Annotated in this window: 25 protein-coding genes; 4 read left to right on the plus strand and 21 right to left on the minus strand. The window is 63.4% G+C overall.

The features are described from left to right. From secF to tgt, 5 genes are all read right to left on the minus strand, one after another. On the minus strand, positions 1 to 622 hold a 622-nt coding region (secF, locus tag Q8K99_12835; protein MDP2183441.1), incomplete at its 3' end, for a protein translocase subunit SecF. Further along, on the minus strand, positions 615 to 1,931 hold the full coding sequence (secD, locus tag Q8K99_12840; GenBank protein ID MDP2183442.1) for a protein translocase subunit SecD: 1,317 nt from the start codon (positions 1,929 to 1,931) through the stop codon (positions 615 to 617). The genes secF and secD, both read right to left, overlap by 8 nt. 42 nt (positions 1,932 to 1,973) lie before the next feature. Next, the gene (locus Q8K99_12845) at positions 1,974 to 2,651 is read right to left on the minus strand and encodes an HD domain-containing protein (GenBank protein MDP2183443.1); all 678 of its coding nucleotides are present in this window, start codon (positions 2,649 to 2,651) and stop codon (positions 1,974 to 1,976) included. Continuing rightward, positions 2,644 to 2,925 carry a preprotein translocase subunit YajC gene (gene yajC, locus Q8K99_12850; GenBank protein MDP2183444.1) on the minus strand — a complete coding sequence of 94 codons (282 nt, stop codon included), beginning with the start codon at positions 2,923 to 2,925 and terminating at the stop codon, positions 2,644 to 2,646. Before yajC ends, Q8K99_12845 begins: the two co-directional genes overlap by 8 nt. Positions 2,926 to 3,026: 101 nt before the next feature. Further along, positions 3,027 to 4,148 carry a tRNA guanosine(34) transglycosylase Tgt gene (gene tgt, locus Q8K99_12855; GenBank protein MDP2183445.1) on the minus strand — a complete coding sequence of 374 codons (1,122 nt, stop codon included), beginning with the start codon at positions 4,146 to 4,148 and terminating at the stop codon, positions 3,027 to 3,029. A gap of 87 nt (positions 4,149 to 4,235) precedes the next feature. On the opposite strand from tgt, the gene Q8K99_12860 reads away from it, so the two are divergent. Together Q8K99_12860 and Q8K99_12865 are read left to right on the plus strand one after the other, a co-directional pair. After that, a complete protein-coding gene (locus Q8K99_12860; GenBank protein ID MDP2183446.1) occupies positions 4,236 to 4,784 on the plus strand; it encodes an RNA polymerase sigma factor in 549 nt (182 codons plus the stop codon). Continuing rightward, a complete protein-coding gene (locus tag Q8K99_12865) occupies positions 4,781 to 5,845 on the plus strand; it encodes a hypothetical protein (protein ID MDP2183447.1) in 1,065 nt (354 codons plus the stop codon). The genes Q8K99_12860 and Q8K99_12865 overlap by 4 nt, the downstream gene beginning before the upstream one ends. A gap of 58 nt (positions 5,846 to 5,903) precedes the next feature. Here Q8K99_12865 and queA read toward each other — a convergent pair whose 3' ends face one another. The 4 genes from queA to Q8K99_12885 form a co-directional block, all read right to left on the minus strand. Further along, complete coding sequence (gene queA / locus Q8K99_12870) at positions 5,904 to 6,938, minus strand: tRNA preQ1(34) S-adenosylmethionine ribosyltransferase-isomerase QueA (GenBank protein MDP2183448.1); 1,035 nt, start codon at positions 6,936 to 6,938, stop codon at positions 5,904 to 5,906. A gap of 754 nt (positions 6,939 to 7,692) precedes the next feature. Next, a complete protein-coding gene (locus tag Q8K99_12875) occupies positions 7,693 to 7,896 on the minus strand; it encodes a cold-shock protein (GenBank protein ID MDP2183449.1) in 204 nt (67 codons plus the stop codon). A gap of 231 nt (positions 7,897 to 8,127) precedes the next feature. Beyond that, positions 8,128 to 8,859, minus strand: a complete 732-nt coding sequence (locus Q8K99_12880) for a hypothetical protein (protein ID MDP2183450.1) — start codon at positions 8,857 to 8,859, stop codon at positions 8,128 to 8,130. Positions 8,860 to 9,046: 187 nt separating this feature from the next. Then, positions 9,047 to 9,640, minus strand: coding sequence for an isochorismatase family protein (locus tag Q8K99_12885; GenBank protein ID MDP2183451.1), 594 nt, complete (start codon positions 9,638 to 9,640; stop codon positions 9,047 to 9,049). Between the two features lie 133 nt (positions 9,641 to 9,773). Between Q8K99_12885 and Q8K99_12890 the strand changes: the two genes are divergently transcribed. Continuing rightward, positions 9,774 to 10,121 (plus strand): desulfoferrodoxin family protein, encoded by a 348-nt coding sequence (locus Q8K99_12890; GenBank protein ID MDP2183452.1) that lies wholly within the window; start codon positions 9,774 to 9,776, stop codon positions 10,119 to 10,121. Positions 10,122 to 10,128: 7 nt separating this feature from the next. Here the strand turns inward: Q8K99_12890 and Q8K99_12895 are convergent, their stop codons facing one another. The 8 genes from Q8K99_12895 to ruvC form a co-directional block, all read right to left on the minus strand. After that, positions 10,129 to 10,743, minus strand: a complete 615-nt coding sequence (locus tag Q8K99_12895) for a YbhB/YbcL family Raf kinase inhibitor-like protein (protein ID MDP2183453.1) — start codon at positions 10,741 to 10,743, stop codon at positions 10,129 to 10,131. Between the two features lie 56 nt (positions 10,744 to 10,799). Next, a complete protein-coding gene (locus Q8K99_12900; GenBank protein ID MDP2183454.1) occupies positions 10,800 to 11,123 on the minus strand; it encodes a hypothetical protein in 324 nt (107 codons plus the stop codon). A 138-nt stretch (positions 11,124 to 11,261) separates the two neighbouring features. Beyond that, on the minus strand, positions 11,262 to 12,020 hold the full coding sequence (locus tag Q8K99_12905; protein ID MDP2183455.1) for a hypothetical protein: 759 nt from the start codon (positions 12,018 to 12,020) through the stop codon (positions 11,262 to 11,264). Continuing rightward, complete coding sequence (locus tag Q8K99_12910; protein ID MDP2183456.1) at positions 12,001 to 12,378, minus strand: hypothetical protein; 378 nt, start codon at positions 12,376 to 12,378, stop codon at positions 12,001 to 12,003. Before Q8K99_12910 ends, Q8K99_12905 begins: the two co-directional genes overlap by 20 nt. Positions 12,379 to 12,511: 133 nt before the next feature. Then, the gene (locus tag Q8K99_12915; GenBank protein ID MDP2183457.1) at positions 12,512 to 12,715 is read right to left on the minus strand and encodes a cold-shock protein; all 204 of its coding nucleotides are present in this window, start codon (positions 12,713 to 12,715) and stop codon (positions 12,512 to 12,514) included. Positions 12,716 to 12,903: 188 nt separating this feature from the next. Then, complete coding sequence (gene ruvB, locus Q8K99_12920) at positions 12,904 to 13,974, minus strand: Holliday junction branch migration DNA helicase RuvB (protein ID MDP2183458.1); 1,071 nt, start codon at positions 13,972 to 13,974, stop codon at positions 12,904 to 12,906. Then, the gene (ruvA, locus tag Q8K99_12925; GenBank protein MDP2183459.1) at positions 13,971 to 14,561 is read right to left on the minus strand and encodes a Holliday junction branch migration protein RuvA; all 591 of its coding nucleotides are present in this window, start codon (positions 14,559 to 14,561) and stop codon (positions 13,971 to 13,973) included. Before ruvA ends, ruvB begins: the two co-directional genes overlap by 4 nt. Continuing rightward, positions 14,558 to 15,073, minus strand: a complete 516-nt coding sequence (ruvC, locus tag Q8K99_12930; protein ID MDP2183460.1) for a crossover junction endodeoxyribonuclease RuvC — start codon at positions 15,071 to 15,073, stop codon at positions 14,558 to 14,560. Before ruvC ends, ruvA begins: the two co-directional genes overlap by 4 nt. Positions 15,074 to 15,386: 313 nt before the next feature. On the opposite strand from ruvC, the gene Q8K99_12935 reads away from it, so the two are divergent. Continuing rightward, the gene (locus tag Q8K99_12935; protein ID MDP2183461.1) at positions 15,387 to 15,677 is read left to right on the plus strand and encodes a hypothetical protein; all 291 of its coding nucleotides are present in this window, start codon (positions 15,387 to 15,389) and stop codon (positions 15,675 to 15,677) included. Positions 15,678 to 15,951: 274 nt separating this feature from the next. Here the strand turns inward: Q8K99_12935 and Q8K99_12940 are convergent, their stop codons facing one another. The 4 genes from Q8K99_12940 to Q8K99_12955 form a co-directional block, all read right to left on the minus strand. Next, on the minus strand, positions 15,952 to 16,704 hold the full coding sequence (locus Q8K99_12940) for a YebC/PmpR family DNA-binding transcriptional regulator (GenBank protein ID MDP2183462.1): 753 nt from the start codon (positions 16,702 to 16,704) through the stop codon (positions 15,952 to 15,954). 75 nt (positions 16,705 to 16,779) lie between these two features. Further along, positions 16,780 to 17,358 carry a pyridoxal 5'-phosphate synthase glutaminase subunit PdxT gene (pdxT, locus tag Q8K99_12945; protein MDP2183463.1) on the minus strand — a complete coding sequence of 193 codons (579 nt, stop codon included), beginning with the start codon at positions 17,356 to 17,358 and terminating at the stop codon, positions 16,780 to 16,782. A gap of 1 nt (position 17,359) precedes the next feature. Beyond that, positions 17,360 to 18,235 carry a pyridoxal 5'-phosphate synthase lyase subunit PdxS gene (pdxS, locus tag Q8K99_12950; protein ID MDP2183464.1) on the minus strand — a complete coding sequence of 292 codons (876 nt, stop codon included), beginning with the start codon at positions 18,233 to 18,235 and terminating at the stop codon, positions 17,360 to 17,362. 165 nt (positions 18,236 to 18,400) lie between these two features. Then, on the minus strand, positions 18,401 to 19,480 hold the full coding sequence (locus Q8K99_12955; protein ID MDP2183465.1) for a DUF3048 domain-containing protein: 1,080 nt from the start codon (positions 19,478 to 19,480) through the stop codon (positions 18,401 to 18,403). Positions 19,481 to 19,560 lie beyond the last annotated feature (80 nt).

The raw sequence follows: 19,560 nt of genomic DNA on the forward strand, positions 1-19,560 counted from the left end.
TACGGTGAAACACCACGATGGTGTCGTAGAGCGAGTAGCCGATGATCGTTAGCAGCGCCGCGATGGTGTTCGGTGTGACCTCACGCCCCACAAGCGCGAAGATGCCGAGTGTGAGAACCACATCGTGGATGAGGGCGATGACCGCTGTGAGCGACATCTTGTACTCGAAGCGCAGTGACGTATACACGAGAATCGCGGCGATCGACAGAGAAAGCGCCAGCAGTGCCGCGTTGGTGATGTTCTTGCCCCACCCGGGTCCGATCGTCGTAACGTCTCCAGCGTCGGAGGGCAGTCCGAGATTCGTCACGACTTCACCGTAGACTTCGTTTGCGACATTCGGGTCGCTCTCGCTCGTGCGGATGATGAAGCCCTGCTCGCCTGCCTGTGTCTCCGTGGTCTGGACCTGCACATCGGCCACGCCCGCCGCGTCAAAGGCAGAACGCACGTCCTCGATAGACTGGCCCTGAGTCTGGGTCAGACTGATGACGGTCCCGCCCTGGAACTCGATGCCGAAGTTGAGCCTTATGAGGAGTATGGCGGCGATGCTGACAAGAACGAGCACCCCGGACGTGCCAAGGAGCCAGAAACGCGCGCCCATGAAGTCGATCTGCATCCTACGCATCGGCCTCACCGCCCTTCATGCCGAAGAGAACTGGCATCTTCGACACCACCGACTCGGCGAGAACGATGACGATCGAACGCGTGAACAAGAACGCGACCATCAGGTCGATGCAGATACCGATGATCAGCGTTATCGCGAACCCGCGAACCGGACCGATGGCTACGGTGGCAAGCATGACCGCCGAAACGAGCGTGACCAGATCAGCGTCAAGACTCGTGAGCACAGCGTGTTTCGTGCCCGATTTCGCCGCCGACCGGTAGGTCTTGCCCATCCGGACCTCTTCCTTGAACCGCTCGAAGATCAGGATCGACGAGTCGGCAGCAAGACCGATGGTGAGCACGATGCCCGCGACACCTGGAAGCGACAGCGCATACAGATTGAACTGCGAGAGCAGAGCAAGCACGCCAAGGAAGATCGACGAGAAGGCAGCCAGGCTGAACCAGCTGAGTACGCCGAGCCCGCGATAGTACAGCGCCATGAACAGGGCAACTATGCCCAGACCGACAAGTGCAGCAAGGACGCCCTGCTTGAGTGAGTCCTGACCCAAAGTCGGGCCCACGACGCGCGACTCGGAAAACGTGAGTGTCACGGGCAGCGCACCAGTCTCGAGCACGGTCTTGAGGCCCTTCGCGTCTTCGGGTGTGAAGCTGCCCGAGATCGCGGTCTGGCCACCGGTGATCGGCTCGTTCACACGCGGCGCCGACTGCACGACCCCGTCGAGCACGATGGCGACGAGCTGGTTGACGTGCGACGTGGTGTACTCGGCCCAGGTGTTCGTCCCCACGGCGCTCATGGTGACATTGACCTCGATCTTGCCCGTGGTCGAGTCGGTCCCGATGGCGGCGCTTGTAACCACCTCACCTGTCATGAACGGCGCGTAGGTACCCGGCTTGAGCGTGACCTTGTCTTCGCCATTCTGGATTGCGGCCACGGTCGTCGTGTCGGTGATGCTCGCGACGTCGACGAACTCAAGCTGACCGGTAGAACCGAGGATCTTGAACGCGTCCTGAGCATTCTTGATGCCGGGCAACTGCACGAGGATCGAGTCCGCACCCTGCCTCTGTACGGTCGCCTCTGACGCGCCGAGCTTGTCGACGCGGTTGCGCACTATGAGTTCGGCGCGATCCATGACTGAATCAGTCACCGCCGTCGATGTCGTCTCCTGAGCGGTCAGAATGACCGACAGGCCGCCTTGGATGTCGAGTCCCTGTGTGATCTTGGACTGTGGAGGCCAGAATGCCACCCATGCCCCGATCACGAGGAGCACGATCACCGTGATGGCGAGCGCGTTCTTCTGCTTTGGGTCCATTACTTCTTCGCCTTCCTGGCTGAGCCGTTCGTGTCTACCGCCCTAGAGCAGCTTGATTCCGTTGATCATGAGCGCGAAATGCGCGTCTAGTGTAACTGCGGCGCGCCTGCATATCTGCATGCGAGACAGGAATATCTCGAAGTACTCCATGACCTGGCTTACCGCCGTGTCGATGTCGATCTCCAACGTGAGCTCCCGTGTGCCCTCATCCACGCGCAGGAAGCTGCGCTTGGCCGCGTAGTTCACCCGGTCGTGGATGTCGAACTGGGCGGGCTCGGCGTTGCGCACGCGCGTGTGGTGGACATCGGACTTGTCAGCCAGGATAGCTGCTGCTGCCACCGGCGTCGCCGGATCCCCATACTCCTCTTCGTGGTTGCCGACCGCGTTCATCACGATGGCAACCTCCCTGTGCGGCATGCCGAGGCGCTGCAATGCGTCCTTGGCCATGATCGCGGCAGAGATGCCGTGGTCCACGCGTCCGACGCAGTTGCCGATGTCGTGTATGAACCCCGAGATAGCCGCGAGTTCAGCGAGTCTCTCCTCGAACTCGAGACGGCGCATGATGTTGCCCGCTATGTGGGCGACTAGATTCGCGTGACGAAGGCCGTGCTCCGTGTAGCCGATGGCACCGAGGTACTGGTCGCTCATCTCCATGTAGGCGAGCAGTTCCTCGTCGCTCTGCACGTCCTGCAGCGTCACCGCTCGAGACATGTCAGGCATCGCCGGCGTCGTCCCCCGCTCCGAGAACCTTGCCCACCGCATTCTTGTCGACTCTGATTTCCACACCGTCAGCGATGCGTAGCGTCACGACATCGTCGTCGATCCAAGTGATGCGACCGTGAAGCCCGCCGATCGTTATCACGTCCGACCCGACTTCGAGCGACGCGATAAGCTCGCGCATCTGCTTCGAGCGCTGCTGCTGCGGTCGAACGACGAGCAGGTACATTGCCGCGACAATGACCACGAGGTAGATGGCCGTGCCGTAGACTCCCATGTGAACCTCCGATAGCTGAGGATTTGCGTGGCCCGAGCGCATGTCTGGCCTGGCCACAATGACCAATCATACCATCGCGTCCGACGCGCCTGTAGGACGAATCAGTAGTCGTCAGCGCCCGGCCCATCGAGCCACTCTTGCAGGAACCCCTCGTAGGTCCCGGCGAGAATCGACTCCCGTGCCCTCGCCGTGAGATCGAGCAGGAAATGCAGGTTGTGAACGGACAGCAACGTCGCGCCGAGCATCTCCTTCATCACGAAGAGATGCCGCAGGTAGGCGCGAGAGTATGAACTGCAGGTGGGACACGAGCACGACTCGTCGACGGGACCGAAATCCCGGGCATACCGCGCGTTCTTCAGATTCATCCGCCCGACCGAGGAGAACGCCGTCCCGGTTCGCGCGGTCCTCGTGGGCAGCACGCAGTCGAACATGTCGACACCGAGGGCGATGGCCTGAAGAACCGTCGTGGGGTTCCCAACACCCATGAGATAGCGCGGCCGGTCGGCAGGTAGGGCATCGCAGACCGGGGCCAGCGACTCGAGCATGAGATCGTGTGGTTCGCCTACCGAGTATCCCCCGATGCCGTAGCCGGCGAACCCGATCTCTGCCGTCCGCTCCACACTCTCCCGCCGCAGCTGCGCATAGACGCCACCCTGGACGATGCCGAAGAGCGCCTGATCTTCGCGCGTGTGCGCCGCACGACATCGTGCTGCCCAACCGACGCTGCGCCGCACCGCATCGGCGACGACGCTCTCCTCGGCAGGGTACGGCGGACAGACGTCGAGCACCATCGCTATGTCGGCTCCGAGATCCTCCTGGACGGCCATGTTGTCCTCAGGCGTCCAGAAATGGTACTGCCCGTCGACGATCGACTGGAAGCGAACCCCGTCGTCCGTCAGCTTCAGTGTGTCGGCAAGGGAGAATATCTGGAACCCGCCCGAGTCGGTGAGTATCACGCGATCCCAGTTCATGAACGCGTGAAGTCCGCCCGCGTCACGAACAACGTCCGTCCCTGGGCGAAGGAACAGGTGGTAGGCGTTCGCGAGTAGCACCTGTGCGCCTATCTCGTGCAGCTGAGGGGTCGTCACGCCCTTGACAGTCGCGCGCGTACCGACGGGCATGAACACGGGCGTCTGCACAGGGCCGTGCCCGGTCTCGAACATCGCGGCACGCGCCGAGGTACCCGAATCGGTTGCTTGCACTGTGAAATCAAAGAGTGGCATGGCGCAGATTCTAGCAGGAGCCCGGACTGCGCTATCCTCTCCATGTGAACCCGATGCTGATCGGCTTCGTCTTACGAAAGGACGGGAATGGCCGAGGAGCGCACCGAAAGCACGCTGATCGCCGCTGCCAAGCAGGCCGACACAGCCGCGTTCGAGAAGCTGGTGCGCGCGCACGGCGGGGCTGTCTACGCCCACGCCCTGCGCTTCTTTGGCGATACCGCCACAGCCGAGGACATCGTCCAGGAGGTGTTTCTCAGGGTGTACCGGTCGCTTGCGACGTTCGACGGGACCGCCGCTTTCTCGACGTGGCTCTTCAGGGTCACGCGCAATGCGTGCCTGGACGAACTGCGCCGGGGCAAGCGCCGCCCCGTGCCGGTCGATCCGGTGGACCTCGTGCTGCCTTCAACTCCCGACCATGCCTCATTCGTGATCGATGCGACCGTCGTCGAACAGGCCATGCGTGCCCTGCAGCCCGAGGACCGGGAGGCCCTTGGCGCGGTAGCGCTATTCGGAATGTCCTACGCGGAAGCGGGTGATGCCCTCGGGGTTCCCGTGGGAACCGTCAAGTCGCGCGCATTCCGCGCCCGACGCACCCTGGCGGTACTCCTTGGCATGAGCGGGGGTGATGGCTCGTGAGCGCCAAGTGTATTGAGATCCAGCAGGTCCTTTCGATGACCCAGGACGGAGAGCCGGTCGGGCCGGATGACCTACGGAAGGCCCGCATGCACTGCGCGGAATGCGCGGAATGCGCGCAGTTTGAGACCACGCTCAAGACGGTGCGAAGACTCCGCCCTCAGGCGCTGCCGGAAGAAATCGTCGTCCGTGTGATGGATGCGGTCGAAACCGAAGCGGCAGCCGAGCGAGCGCGAACTGAGGCAGCGGCGGCGGCGGCCGAGACAGCCGCAGCCGCTATCGCGCCCGAAGACTCCAGCGCGGCTCCGGCCGCTGCCAAGCCCGCACCGTCTGGCATCGCCCTCCCCCGCACCCGCAAAGACTGGACGATGTGGGGAGGCTGGATCGCCGCGGCTGCCGTGCTCCTCGTCGCGGGAGGAATCGCCGCCGTGCGCGGCGCGTACTTCATCGCGGCCCCGTCGACCGCCGAGTCTGGCAATGCTGTCAGATACTCCTCCGGAGCCGAGTCCACCGCTGAGATCGGGCTGCCGCCCGAATCGGCTGCGGACGCCGCCAAGGATACACTCGGCTCGGTTCAGTCTTCGACCGGCTACATCGTCTTCGACGGTTGGGTCTTCCGCTCGATCGGAGCGACCCGTCCGCTGCGGTCGAACTCGCCAACGATCGGCATTGTCTCCTCGGGGCTGGACACAGGCGGAGCGATCGAGGAGCTCCCGGTCTTCGAGGGAACCACGAACAAGACGATCACCGTCCAGTCCGCCGAGGACAGCTTCCTCGGCTTCGAGCTCGTCTGGCGATCGTTTCGGGGTCAAACCTACGGGCTAAGGAGCGGAGTCATCTCGCAGTTCGGCGAGTGGCCGACTCTTCCATCAGGGGTGCCGCAGCCCGATGACGCCGACGGATCGCCGGTCTTCGAGCGATCCATCAACGACGATACCGGAGTGGCGGTCTACCGTCGGGTAGGACAGAGCGAATCGTCCGGGTTCGCAGTGGCCCCGGGCACGTCCGCAGACGATCCGGCTGCAGGCAACCCCAGCTGGACGTGGTGGGAGCCGTTCAGGTAGGGAGCGCGGTCCCGCTCCAGCCCGGCAGCGGACAGCGCCGCCGCAGACGCAGGCGCGATCAGAGAATCAGCATCGCGTCGCCAAAGGACAGGAAGCGGTACCTCGACTCCAGCGCAGCGCCGTAGACCTCCATGACGAGTTCCCGGCCCGCGAACGCACTCACCATCATAAGGAGCGTCGATCTTGGCACGTGGAAGTTCGTCACCACGGCGTCAACGACACGGAACCTATGGCCGGGAAGAATGAACAGGTCTGTGAACCGCTCAACCGCCTCAATCTGGCCCGAGTCCTCGTCCCACGCGCTCTCAAGAGCGCGCACTGATGTCGTTCCCACGGCGATCACCCGTCCGCCCCGGGACCGGGCCTCGTTCACGAGTCCCGCTGAAGCCGGGGGAACGCGGAAATGTTCCCTGTGAATCACGTGTTGGGCAGGATCGTCCTCGGCCACCGGCCTGAACGTGTCGATTCCCACGTCGAGCTCGATCCGTGCGATCCGCGCTCCGCACGACTCGACCCGCGAGAGCAGTTCCTCCGTGAAGTGCAGTCCTGCAGTTGGCGCTGCGGCACTGCGCTCGTTCCGGGCGAAGATCGTCTGATACAGCTCCGGATCATCCACCGGGCGGGCGATGTATGGCGGCAGAGGAACCTCGCCAAGTCGGTGCACGGCATCGATGAAGCTGCCCGAAGGGACCTGGAACTGCACCAGCCGCCCGCCCGAGTCCGCGAGCATGTCCACGACAAGCCCGGTGAGCTCCCCCTCGCCGAACACGATGCGGGCACCAGCCTTCAGGCGTCTGCCCGGCTTGACGAGGCACTCCCAGGTGTCCTCGTAGGCCTCACGTAGGAGCAGGATCTCAACGGCGCCCCCGGTCTCGTCCTTGGCGCCCTTGAGTCGCGCGGGTAGCACCCGGGTCTCGTTCACGACGAGGACGTCGTTCGGCCGGAGGTACTCCGGCAGATCGGAGAAGATGCGGTGATCGATCTGCCCGCTCGAGCGGTCGAGGACAAGCAGACGGCAAGCGTCTCGAGGCTCGATCGGGGACTGGGCGATCAACCCGCTCGGAAGCTCGTAGTCGAAGTCATCTGTTCTCACGGATCACCGGCTCCTCTTCGGCTCGACCACAGGATATGACTGGTGTGTGGCGTTCACTTCCGTGCCTGCGCGCGAAGGTGCCGCCGCTCTTCCCGCTCACGGGCCGCCTCCGTGCTAGAGAACATGCACCCACAGTAATTCTGACGGTACATCCCACCGTCCCGAGCACGCTTCATCGCCTGGTGGTAACGGTCCCGGAAGTCGCGGTGAAGGTACGCCACGCCATGTGCTTGCGCCGCCTCCTCACCAGCATCGCGGATCGCGGCCCCGTCCTGATACGGACTCACTGTGAGGGTTGTGGCGAAGGCGTCGTAGTTCCCGGCAGCAGCTGCACGCGCTGTAAGGTCCATGCGAAGCCCGAAACACGCCCGACACCGGCGCGAGCGGTCATCCTGGAGCCCGGCAGTTGCGCGCAACCACGACTGAGGATCTTGGGGTACCTCGATCACCGTGAATCCATGCGCCCCCGCGTAGTCGAGTAGGGTATCGCGCCGTCGAACCCACTCCCCCGCCGGATGGATGTTCGGGTTAGCGAACAGGACATCTGTCTCGTGCTCACGAGACACAGCGTCGTACGGTTCGATCAGACATGGTCCGCAACACGCGTGCAAGAGCAGCTTCATTGACTTCCATTCACCATCTCAATCGATCGCGACTTGCGCCCTCGATTGTAGCGCCTGGGCCACGACGCGATACACATACGGGAAGGCGGTCCGGAGACCGCCTTCCGAGAGCCACACATGTGAACCGGCTGCTACGCCTTCTTGACGTTGCTCGCCTGCAGCTTCCCGTTCTGGCCGGTAGTCACTTCGAAGGAGACCGCCTGGCCCTCGTCGAGGGTCTTGAAGCCCTCCTCGGCGATCTCGCTGTAGTGCACGAACAAGTCGTCGCCGTCCTCACGCGTGATGAAGCCATAGCCCTTGTCCGGATTGAACCACTTGACGGTACCCTCTGCCATGCAAGACCATCCTTCCACCCCAGCCAAAAGGGTCAAGCTCGTGCGACGTTCCAATCACATCGCTTGTCCGACCCTTCCGTACCGGATCGGACGTGGTGCGGTGCAGTGCGAGCAGGCCGCCGCGTTTACCAGGGCTCAAGAGCCCACAACAATCGATTCTGTCACACAGAAACGAACTGTGGCAACAGAAGTAGAGCCCACGCCGTCGCACGCTCACTCCACCTGGCTCCCCTACGCGTCGTTGCCCCTGTGCTGCCGGGCAACGACCACAGCAAGAGCTCCGACCGCGATGATGAGCAAGCCGGAGATGACCCACAGGATGATCGTGGCCGGCGAGGTCGATCTGGCGAGTTCCGGACGGGAGTATGTCACCTTCACCGGGAACTCCTCGCCGGGCTTCAGAGCGACCGGGGCCAGCGTGTACAGGCGCTCGCCCATCACGTTCGTCAGCGGCGATCCGGGGGCGTCCGGCTCCAGAGTCAGCCCCGTGACACTGCCCGGGATGCGAACCGAGAACGAGACGTCTTTGCACGGCTCCGTTTGAACCCAATCCAGCACCAGGGAGTATTCGCCGCCACGAACGTCAAGCTGCTTGTATGTCGCGTCGATCTGCGCGGTTCGCGTTTCCTCGAGCGTGATCTCCGCCGAATCGCCACCCTCGCCCGGAACCCTCCGGAACTGTCGCCCAATGTCGCCGCCGAAATCGTCCCCCAGGATCTCCCCGGACCAGTAGATCGTGCCCCCTTTGGGAATCGGGAGTCTGACGGTAGCCGGCAGCGGCGTCTCGGGAGGCAGGGCCAGCGAGACGATAACGACCGACGTTGTCTCCTCGGCCTCGGGAATGATCTGCACCTCGTACGTAAACATATCGGTCTTGAGCGGGACGGGGGACGCAAGCGGTGCTGCGCCAAGGAGCGCGCACGCTGCGGCGAGGACGACTAGAATCGGAAGGCGCTTGAGCATGGCTTGACCTTGTCTCCGGTGGCTGTGGCCGCGCACTGGACGGCACGGTCTCCCTATTCTAGCGCACCTATTCTAGCGGAGAGTCCGTCGGAGTCGATGCCGGTACACGCTCCGCCGCCGACACAGTGTTCGCAAGCAAGATCGCGCGCGTCATCGATCCGACTCCTCCGGGCAACCTGTTCTAGCTTCAGGGCTGCTCGTTCTTCACAATACCGAGCAGCTCTTTGAATTCATCGGTTCCTGCGCGCCCAACCGCCTCATACATCACCGATTCCGAAGAGGTCACGATGACACCCGCAGAACGCAGGCGGTCTAGCGTCGTATCGTGGTCGGCCGATCTTCGCGAACAGCACGCGTCGGCGACAACCTGTACCTGGTGACCGTTTCCGGCAAGACTGAGCGCGGTCTGCGCCACGCAGATATGTGTTTCCATGCCGACAAGCACGACCTGCTTGCGGCCTGTTGACGCGAGCGCCTCACGGAACTCCGTTTCGACATTGCAGCAGAACGCTGTCTTGTCCACGCCGATGATGCGGGCACCAGCCTCGGCAAGGCCAACGAAGACCTCCTCCAACGACTCGTCGGTCCCGCCCAACCCCTTTGGATACTGACGAGTCACGATGATCGGCGCCTCGACGAGAGACGCAAGACGTGCCAGACGGCCGGTGACCGCAATCACCTCCGACCTGCGCTCCATGACAGCGGCAAGCCGCGTCTGGATATCTATGGCGACGAGCACGAGGTCATCGCGGCTGATGATCGTCTGGTCCGGTGCAGGCATCCGCAGCTCCTCTCGGTGACTGGCTCCACGATTCTACCCGAGAGAAGCCCGCGCACCACTGGATGTGGGGTATAAACCCGTTTCGAGGTCAGGGAGCTAACCCACCTCACCCGCTATGACACAAGGAGGCATCATGAGCGACGCGCCGATTCTTGGAGCGGTCAACCACGTGACGGATCTGGACGTCGTCACTGATTTCGAGCGCAAGCACACCCCGTACCTGGAGGCAGAGAGCGTCGAGGGCGGCATGCGGATCACCGTCAAAGTCGGATACTACGCGCCTCACCCCAATGGTCCCGATCACTTCATCAACTGGATCGAGCTCGTCGTGGGCGACGCCACAATCGCGCGTTTCGACCTATCGCCGGTAGCCACGCAACCGGATGCGTCGATCGTGGTGACCGTCGATCCCGGTACGACGATTCGGGCCGTGGAGCACTGCAACCTGCACGGGCTGTGGGTCGCCGAGATAGCGGTGTAGTCGGCCGCTACTGCTCGAACGTCCCGCTCGTAGAAGCGCGCCCGGTCGCAACGGCCTCCGCTGCCGCCGTGAACTCGGCAAACGAGGGCTCGTCGGAAAGCTCGAGTTCGTCCACTTCGAGCGCGTACAGAACCGCTTCGTAGGTGTGTTCACCTGACCCGGCCGGCGGCTGCGGACCGCCGTACCCCACTTCGCCGAAAGTGTTCTTTGACTCGAGGGAGCCTGTGGGCATGAGCCGGAGTGATGCGTTCTCGGGCAGCGATGTCGTTCGTTCGGGAATCCCGACTACCACCCAATGCACCCAATCATTGGCGATTGGATTCCGGTCCACTACCACGAGTGCGAATGAACGCGTCCCTGCCGGGGACTCCGACCAGCGAAACGGGAGCGACACGTTCAGTCCCCCGTCGATTCCCCTGCCAGCGAAGCGCACGGGAATCGACCCGTCGGATTCCAGGGCCGGGCAGCTCATCTCGAACTCCTCGATATCCCGCTGGGCCGGTTCCGGTGTCAGCGTCGACACTGTCGGCGTTGACTGTGGCTCCTCGGCATGGCATGAAGTCATCGCAAGCAACGCGAGGACGACGCATGCGACCGCGAGGCATCGGAATCTCCTCGGCATCTCGGACACCTCCCTTGGCGACTACGAGGTATCTACCCTCGCGCGGCGGGAGGCCGTCAGTCGACGGCGGAGACGTCCATCGGCTCGGGTGCTTCCACGCGCAACCGAGAGGCCGCCATCGCACCGAGACAGCAACCTATGCCAAGGGGCACGAGTGTGACCGCAGTGGCTGTGTGGCTCGCGAACTGCGTCGATGCGAATGCTCCGATCACCGCGTAGACAGCGAATCCCACAGGCATACCGGCCGCGACAAAGAGCTGCATAGGCTCTGCCTCGTGGCCGAGGGCCGCCTCGATGAGCGCCCGACAGCCTGCGGCGATCACCCCCGTCGCCATCCCCCCGATCATCAGGAAAGCGACTACCCACAAGAACCAAAACATCAGACCAGCAATCTCATACATCCACATCGTGTCGTCCCCCACAACGTGAGTCCAACCCCCAGTGCTCTACTTACGCCAGGGTCGTACGGATACCTGCACGGAGAGGCTCAACAGTCGATGGATGGGTGCCGCTCCGCTTCACAGGGGGGATGCCATTCCCTCGATGCCAAGAACCTCCCGCAGCCGGTCGTAGCGGCGACGCTCAACTCTCTCGACCCGGGGGGAGCCGCTCGTCGAGACGTAGAATATCCCGTCGTAGGAAGGGTCGCTGTCGGCAATCTCATTGCTGCTCGTGACCGCGACGCGCAACGCCGAAAGCATCGGACCGGGATCCTTCAGGAGCAGCATTCCCTCGGCGTCGGCCTTTTCGTAGCTCGTGCGGTGGAGTGCACGCCCCCAAGCCGTCACGATCCAGGCAGCGACCGTGATCGCGACCCATGTGATCGCAAGCACCGCTGCTGCGAAAACCGTCACGCCGATGGCACCCAGGCAACCCTCCGCACTGTCGGCATCTGAGAGTCCATCGAACAGGCAGCCGCAACCGTCTCCGGAGCAACCATCGGTGGCGCATCCGTCCGCCCCCCACGCGCACGCATCGGCCACCGGGCCCTTTCCGTCCTTGGCGTCCCGGATAGCTCTCAGGGGACCCATGAGCGCGGCGAGCGCGGTCCCGAACAGAATGTCACCGGCGATGATCCGCGCCACCAACGTCGCGATCACCGCACGTTGCTCGCCCTCGTCGAGCTCACCAAGGAACCCGTTCGTCACACCGATCACCGGCCGGCTCCGGTTCGTGCCGATGGCGCACGCGTTGACTGCGGGAGTCTCGAGCAGCAACAGGCGGGGCGGCTCGCCGAGTCCCGCCGCGATCGTGATATCACTGAGAGCGCGCTCCAAGGATGGCTGAGTGCCCGGCTGCAGGTCCGAACCGGAGAAGCGGGAGCCGCACCCAGTCCTCGGCATTCGAGAGCTGGACCGCAGCTGCCAGTGAGCCTGCGCCGAGCAAGGCGGCCAACGAAACCCCGAAAGCGATCGCTAGCCCGCGAAAGTAGTCCGGCGCATCGAGCGCCTCGATGAACCAGCCCGCAAGGCCGATCAGGCATCCGGGGACTGCCACAAGGGCTGAAGCCAGGAGGAATGCGGAACCTGCGACGAATAGCATGACGAACATGGTGAGCTTCGCTCTGTTGCTGTCAACACGCACCCAGAGTGGCTCCATGCGCAGCTTCGCGTGAACCGGCGGTTGCGTAGACACACCCGACCCCTGGAGTCGCCTGACTGGTGAAACCAGTATAGGCACAGGCGAACGCCGCTTCCCCGGGGAGAAGCGGCACGGGCGGCCCCGAAGGACCGCCCGTGCGTTAGTTTAGTAGCTATGTTGTTCTGGCTTACCGGGGGCGAACGTTCGTCGCCTGCGGCTTGCCGTTCTGGCCCACGGACTCCTCAAAGGAGACTGCCTGGCCTTCGTTGAGGGTCTTGAAGCCCTCTACCTGGATCTCCGAGAAGTGGACGAAGAGATCGTCGCCACCCTCGCGCTCGATGAAGCCGTAGCCCTTGTCAGGGTTGAACCACTTAACTGTTCCTTCTGCCATGCAAATCCATCCTCTCGCCCCGTAGGGCACAAACAAGCGACGTGACCGTCGCCGCAGGAAATGCGGCATCACGTCGCAATCCTTGGGGGCCACCGTGACCCCTCAACATGGAAGCTTACCACTTGCACCGACTCGACGCCATACTGCGCACCCCAGCCGCCATCAGCGAGGTCACAGCGCGGCTCAACCTAGAACAGCCCGTCCTGCCGAGGAGCGTCAACAGGCGCCGCAAGCCCGAGATGCTCGTAGGCGCGCGGTGTCGCCTGGCGACCCTTCGGTGTGCGAGCAAGGAATCCGAGTTGGAGCAGGAAGGGCTCGTACACGTCCTCGAGCGTGCCCGGCTCTTCCCCAACCGCCGCTGCAAGCGTGTTGAGCCCGACGGGGCGACCGCTGAACTTGTGAACGAGCGTCTCCAGGATAGCGACGTCCATCTTGTCCAGTCCGATGTGATCCACCTCGAAGAAGGCCAGTCCTTCGGCTGCGATATCCTCATCGACGCGCCCCTCATGGCGCACTTGCGCATAGTCCCTCACCCGCTTGAGCAACCGGTTCGCCAGACGGGGGGTTCCGCGAGACCTGCGAGAAATCTCGGCCGCCCCGGCCGGCTCGATCTCCACGCCAAGGATCTGCGCCGAACGCACGACGATCGCCTTCAGCTCCTCGGCGGAGTAGTAGTCGAGGCGGAACGCCATGCCGAAGCGATCGCGCAGCGGACCCGTGAGTAGTCCCGTGCGAGTCGTGGCCCCCACAAGCGTGAACCGCGGAAGCTCGAGACGGAGGCTTCTTGCGGCCGGTCCTTTGCCGATCACGATGTCCACCCTGAAGTCCTCCATCGCGGGATACAGGACCTCCTCGACGGCGCGATTCAACCTGTGTATCTCGTCGATGAACAGGACATCGCGCTCCTCAAGGTTCGTGAGTATCGCGGCGAGGTCGCCTGCGCGCTCGATGGCCGGACCGCTCGTTGTCTTGAGCTTGACGCCAAGCTCGTTGGCAATGACCGTCGCCAAGGTGGTCTTGCCCAGACCCGGCGGACCCGACAACAGGATGTGGTCGAGCGGTTCGTCGCGCGCGGACGCAGCCTCGATCAGCACGCTCAGGTTCTCTTTGACCCGCGACTGGCCCAGGTAGTCATGGAGCCTCTTCGGCCGCAGAGAACGGTCGATCTCGAGGTCGTCCTCGGTGTACTCGGAACTCACAAGACGTTCGGACTCCTCAGCCCACGGCGCCTCGGCGTCGTTCTCCCAAACCGTACTCACGCGCCACCTCCAAGCCGCTTGAGCGCGTGCCGTAGCAGCGTCTGCGCGTCACCCGGTCCGTCGTAGCCGTTGAGCGCAGCCGCGATCTCTGCCGAGGAGAAACCCATCGCCATGAGGGCGCCGCGCGCTTCGGCGGCGGCGTCGTCGTCTGCCATCACGGAACCGTGCGTGTCCTTCAGGCCAACCGCGATGAGCTTGTCCCTCAGATCGAGGATGATGCGCTGAGCCGTCTTCTTCCCCACCCCGGGAATCGAACTCACAAGCACGGCGTCCTCGCGCGCTATGGCCTCGGCAAGCACACCCGGCGCGAAGCTCGAGAGTGCCGCGAGTGCGACCTTCGGGCCAACTCCGCTGACAGTGATGAGCTTCTCGAAGAGAGAACGCTCCTCGGCGTTCTCAAAACCGAAGAGTGACAGCTCGTCCTCGCGAACGTGCAGGTGAGTGAACACTGTGACGCTGTCGCCTTCGACAGGCAGCGCGGCCAAGGACCCGGTCGACATCGCGACGCGATAGCCGACCCCGCACACGTCAAGCACGGCGCCTGTTGCCGTCTTCTCAACGACTCTCCCGGTGAGCATCGCTATCATCCTGCCGCCTCCGCCGCCGCACGGACTCTCGCAGCGGCCCCACTGCCGCAATGATGCGCATGGCAAATCGCAGCAGCGAGCGCATCGGATGCGTGGTCCGGCTCTGGTTCGTGAGGAAGATCCAGGAGCACCCTGACCATGTACTGTACTTGCGCCTTGTCGGCGGTGCCGGTGCCCACGACCGTGCCCTTGATCTGCACGGGACTGTACTCGCCCAGCCCAAGTCCGGCGCCAGCGAGCGCCAGCAAGGCGACTCCCCTTGCCTGGCCGGTCGCGAACGCCGACTTCGCGTTCGAACCGAAGAAGACGCTCTCCACCGCGCACTCCGTCGGCGCGTAGCGCACGATCACGGCGACGATCCCGTCGTGCACGCATGCGAGACGGGCAGGCAAGGGCTCCTTGGCAGACGTGCTGATGCACCCGTACGCCAGACAACGCTGTCTCGGACCCTGGGTCTCGATCACACCCCAGCCGGTGTTGGCCAGGCCGGGGTCTATGCCGAGAATGATCACGAGCGACCCCCACGAGATAGGTGACAATCGAACATATGTTCAGGGTAGCGCAGGGCCGCGAGAGCGTAAAGGACGCGGCGCAGGACTGTGCGTAGAACCCTGGATTTGGCAGCTGGCACCTCCTCGTCGGATACTGACCTCATGAAGACCTGTCCAACATGCGAGCGAGAATACCTCGACAGCTACGACAACTGTCCTTTCTGTGAGCGTGATCTCCTCCAATCGGTCGAACCGGTCGTGGACGGTAGACCGGAGCGTCGAACGCACATCAGTCCCACGGTCATAAGCCTTCGTTATGGCCTGTGGATCGTTGGTGGGCATCATCGTCTACCTCACACTCCAGCTCGTCTTCGCGAACCAAGCCCTGAGCGTGATGGGCTCCGCCGACCGCCAGTCCTGCTTCGTGAACCAGGCGACCGTCGAGCGCGCAGCGATGTTGTGGTCGGCAGACAACGATTCCGTTCTTCCTCCGGACGTCCGAATCATTCTGGGCGACTACCTGCTAGAACTCCCGTCCTGCCCTTCGGAAGGCACGTACACCTGGAGCAGGGACAGCGGCGACTACCGCTGTTCGATCCACGGTTCCCACCGCAATTCGAGGTAGACGCGGCCCCGGAACGAGTCGGAGCGCCCTGAAGACAGGGCGCTCCGATATCCCTGTGCGGGCGGGGGGCCACCCGCTTGGGAGCGACATCGGGCCATCATCGTCCGGACGACGTCGTCAAGCGGACGCCAAGAGGGCCGCATGGGTTCCAGTCGGACGGTGGCCTTCAGTGAGTTTCGCTCATCTTCGCTAATTCGTAAACAGCTCCTGGGGTGAACCCTCCCAGGAATCAGTACGCAGGCATCCCACACGGAGAAGCAGGGAGGGTCGTCACCTACTCGAAGGCGGCGGCTATCTCCTCGGTGAGCTCCATCGAATGGTAGACGTTCTGGATGTCGTCATTGTCCTCGAGGGCATCAATCAGGCGCATGACCTTGCGTGCATCGACGAGCGACACCGCCGTCTCGTTGACGGGCTCCATCACCAACTCCGCCCCCTTCACCGGTATGCCTGCAGCTTCAAGTGCGGCGTTGACGGCCATGACTTCTGCCGGCGCGGTCGAGACGATCCACTCGTCATCTCCCAGCTCCAAGTCCTCCCCGCCGGCGTCGGCAACGATGAGAATGAGTTCGTCCTCGTCAGGCGCGCCCGCGACATCCACCACTATCTGCCCCTTGCGCTCGAACTGAAAAGCGACCGATCCCGTCGCGCCCAGATTCCCACCCGCGCGCGTGAACGCGCTGCGCACGTCCGCAGCGGTACGATTGCGATTGTCGGTGAGAGCCTCGACGTAGATGGCTACCCCCGCCGGACCGTAGCCCTCGTAGACGACCTCCTCGTAGTTCGCACCCTCGCCCGCGCCAAACGCCTTCGCGATAGCGCTTTCGATCTTGTCTTTGGGCAGGGAGTACGATTTTGCCTTCGCGATCGCCGCGGCCAGCGGCGCATTGTTGTCCGGGCTGGGATCCCCACCGTCTTTCGCAGCGACGGTCACCATGCGAGCGAGCTTCGAGAACAGCGCGGACCGCTTCTTGTCCTGCGCGGCCTTGCGGTGCTTGGTCGTCGCCCATTTGGAATGTCCGGACATGCGGCTACCCCTTTCGCGCGAAGCACCGGATGCTCGCCAAGGACCGGCGGGCGTCCGTACGATCGCGACCTGCGATCACGAGCCGACGACTTCGTCCGTGAAGTACCGGTGAACCCGTGGGTCGCCAGTGAGTTCTGGATGAAACACCGTGGCGAACATTCGACCTTCGCGGGCGGCCACGGTGACACCGTCGTGACGGGCGAGCACATCCACTCCCTGTCCAACGCTCTCGATCCAGGGTGCCCGTATGAACACGCCTCTGAACTCTCCGTCAGGCAGATGTGCGACATCGAGATCGACCTCGAACGACTCCACCTGGCGACCGAATGCGTTTCGGCGCACAACGACGTCCATGATCTCCAGGCCACTCTGCCCCGGCACGGCGTCGAGCACTTCCTTGGCCAGGATGATCGCTCCGGCGCATGTTCCCCACACGGCCATTCCGGCCCCAAGGTGCTGGCGGATGGGTTCGTAGAACCCGTAGGTCTCCATGAGCTTGCTGATGGCGGTGGACTCACCGCCGGGGACGATCAGCCCGCTCAAGTCTTCAAGCTGGTCGGGCAGTCTGACGGGGACCGCGGTGACGTCAATCGCCTCGAGCATCATGATGTGCTCGCGGAATGCACCTTGAAGTGCCAGAACGCCGATGCGCACCCTACCAGCCCCGTTCCTGCATCCGCTCGGCATCGGGAATCTCCGAGATGTTGATGCCCACCATCGCCTCGCCCAAGTCCCGCGAGACCTTGGCAATGATCTCTGGGTCCTCGAAGTGCGTAGTCGCTTCCACTATGGCCTTGGCGCGTTTGGCGGGGTCACCGCTCTTGAATATCCCGCTACCCACGAAGACGCCGTCGCAGCCGAGCTGCATCATCAAGGCGGCGTCTGACGGTGTGGCAATGCCTCCTGCAGAGAAGTTCACGACGGGAAGCTTGCGGTTGTCGTGCACCCACTTCACGAGTTCGAACGGTGCCTGAAGGTCTTTTGCGGCCGCGAACAACTGCTCTTCCCGAAGTCCCGCGACCCACGCGATCTCGTCTGTCACCGCACGCATGTGTCGCACCGCCTCGACCACGTTGCCGGTGCCGGGCTCGCCCTTCGTGCGAACCATCGCCGCGCCCTCAGCGATGCGCCGCAAGGCCTCTCCCAGATTCCGACACCCGCACACAAAGGGCACCGTGAAGTTCCACTTGTTGACGTGGTGCTCCTCGTCGACGGGAGTGAGAACCTCGGATTCATCGATGTAGTCGACGCCGAGAGACTCGAGGACCTGTGCCTCGACGAAATGTCCTATGCGGCACTTGGCCATCACGGGGACGGACACCGAGCCCACGATCTCCTCGACCCGTGTCGGATCGGCCATCCGGGCCACTCCGCCAGCCGCACGGATGTCCGCGGGAACACGCTCGAGCGCCATGACGCCGACGGCGCCTGCGTCCTCGGCGATCTTCGCCTGCTCCGCATCGACGACATCCATGATGACGCCGCCTTTGAGCATCTCTGCAAGTCCGGTCTTGACCCTCAGCGTGCCGATCTCCTTGAAGTTCTCAGTCACGAGCGCTCAAACCCCTTCAACCGCGATGGAATGGTGACATGCCACGGATGCTTTGCGATGCGCGTGCAGCCTAGAGATTGTACCCATCGCCGTGCGACGCGGACAACCGCCGCGCCAGAGCACTACGGCGACGAACGATATGCGCTACTTCATCGAGATGTTCACATTGGTGGGGATGACCTGCATCCACGTGTTGCCCGCAGACAGCCGAATGGGGGCTCCATCGCGCGTGAAGAAGCGCGGAGGCGTCTTGCCGCCGGTCTTCCACACGCCATCATACCGCTGCCCATTTCGAAACACGCTGGCCCGATTCTCCCCTGACAGGGTGATATCGAGAGTCGCCGAACCGGCACTGTCATGACCGGCCGAAGATGTCTTGGCCCAGAGCACGACGACATTGCGCGCGGTCAGCTGCTTGCCCGTCTCGGCATCGGTGTGCGTTCGCCCGTTGTTCACCCGGGCATAGACATCTCGCTGGCTGTCATACGTCCAGACCGCGCGATTCGCATCCGAAAACGGCACGGTGATCTCGGTAATCGCCGCTGTCGTCTCGGTCTTCCTCCGCTCGAACATGAATGCCTCAACGCCTCCGGTGAGGGTCATCTTGCGTCGCTTCGCCTCTTCCCTGAGCTTGGCCATGTCCAAGAAGAGGTTGTGCGGGGCCGCCTTGGAGGTGCTGCGATAGTACGGGTAGGACACGCCGGCGTCCTCGCTCAGATTGTCTATGCCCGCCCTACGGATGCGCCCGTTGACTGTGGTGTTCGCTCCCGAGAAAGCAAAGAGCGCATTGTACTGCGGGACGATATGTAGGTCAGACAGACGAGCACTTCGAACCGGGCCGCGAATGCCTTGCTGGTCCGAGTGGAAGATGCAGTTGAAGCGCGTGACGCCCCCCTCGACAAGCGACTCGTAGACCACGTCCGCCCGCTGCATCCCCGTCTGGGGTCGTGCCGCGGGGGAATTCTCGATCTTCACTGCGAACGGGCGCCTTCCCACCGTCTTCTCATCCGGTGCATCGAGTCCCGTCAGCGGCCATTTGAGCGGAGCCGGGGGCTTCTCGACAACGCGTTCGCTCGACGCAACGGGCCAGGCCGACGTGACCTCGACCGGTCCACCGTTGGACGAAGGAGAGAGGGCGTAGGCGATTACCGCGCCGACAACCAGAACGAATGCCGCCATCGCAGAAATCACGGCGGCACGATGATTCTTCCAGAGTTCCTTCACACAGCCTCCCTTTGTTCACGCCGAAGTCTACGGCCCGCTATGGAGACGGGTCAACGCCGGTTTGCAGCCTTTGACGCCGA

The organism is Actinomycetota bacterium (assembly GCA_030682655.1).
GTDB lineage: Bacteria > Actinomycetota > Coriobacteriia > Anaerosomatales > JAUXNU01 > JAUXNU01.

Coding starts and splice junctions, on each gene's coding strand:
- ruvA (MDP2183459.1), bottom strand. CDS start 14,561: ATGATAGCGATGCTCACCGGGAGAGTCGTTGAGAAGACGGCAACAGGC.
- secD (MDP2183442.1), bottom strand. CDS start 1,931: ATGGACCCAAAGCAGAAGAACGCGCTCGCCATCACGGTGATCGTGCTC.
- Q8K99_12940 (MDP2183462.1), bottom strand. CDS start 16,704: ATGTCCGGACATTCCAAATGGGCGACGACCAAGCACCGCAAGGCCGCG.
- Q8K99_12895 (MDP2183453.1), bottom strand. CDS start 10,743: ATGCCGAGGAGATTCCGATGCCTCGCGGTCGCATGCGTCGTCCTCGCG.
- Q8K99_12890 (MDP2183452.1), top strand. CDS start 9,774: ATGAGCGACGCGCCGATTCTTGGAGCGGTCAACCACGTGACGGATCTG.
- Q8K99_12860 (MDP2183446.1), top strand. CDS start 4,236: ATGGCCGAGGAGCGCACCGAAAGCACGCTGATCGCCGCTGCCAAGCAG.
- tgt (MDP2183445.1), bottom strand. CDS start 4,148: ATGCCACTCTTTGATTTCACAGTGCAAGCAACCGATTCGGGTACCTCG.
- Q8K99_12845 (MDP2183443.1), bottom strand. CDS start 2,651: ATGCCTGACATGTCTCGAGCGGTGACGCTGCAGGACGTGCAGAGCGAC.
- Q8K99_12900 (MDP2183454.1), bottom strand. CDS start 11,123: ATGTTTTGGTTCTTGTGGGTAGTCGCTTTCCTGATGATCGGGGGGATG.
- Q8K99_12875 (MDP2183449.1), bottom strand. CDS start 7,896: ATGGCAGAGGGTACCGTCAAGTGGTTCAATCCGGACAAGGGCTATGGC.
- Q8K99_12885 (MDP2183451.1), bottom strand. CDS start 9,640: ATGCCTGCACCGGACCAGACGATCATCAGCCGCGATGACCTCGTGCTC.
- Q8K99_12915 (MDP2183457.1), bottom strand. CDS start 12,715: ATGGCAGAAGGAACAGTTAAGTGGTTCAACCCTGACAAGGGCTACGGC.
- yajC (MDP2183444.1), bottom strand. CDS start 2,925: ATGGGAGTCTACGGCACGGCCATCTACCTCGTGGTCATTGTCGCGGCA.
- Q8K99_12880 (MDP2183450.1), bottom strand. CDS start 8,859: ATGCTCAAGCGCCTTCCGATTCTAGTCGTCCTCGCCGCAGCGTGCGCG.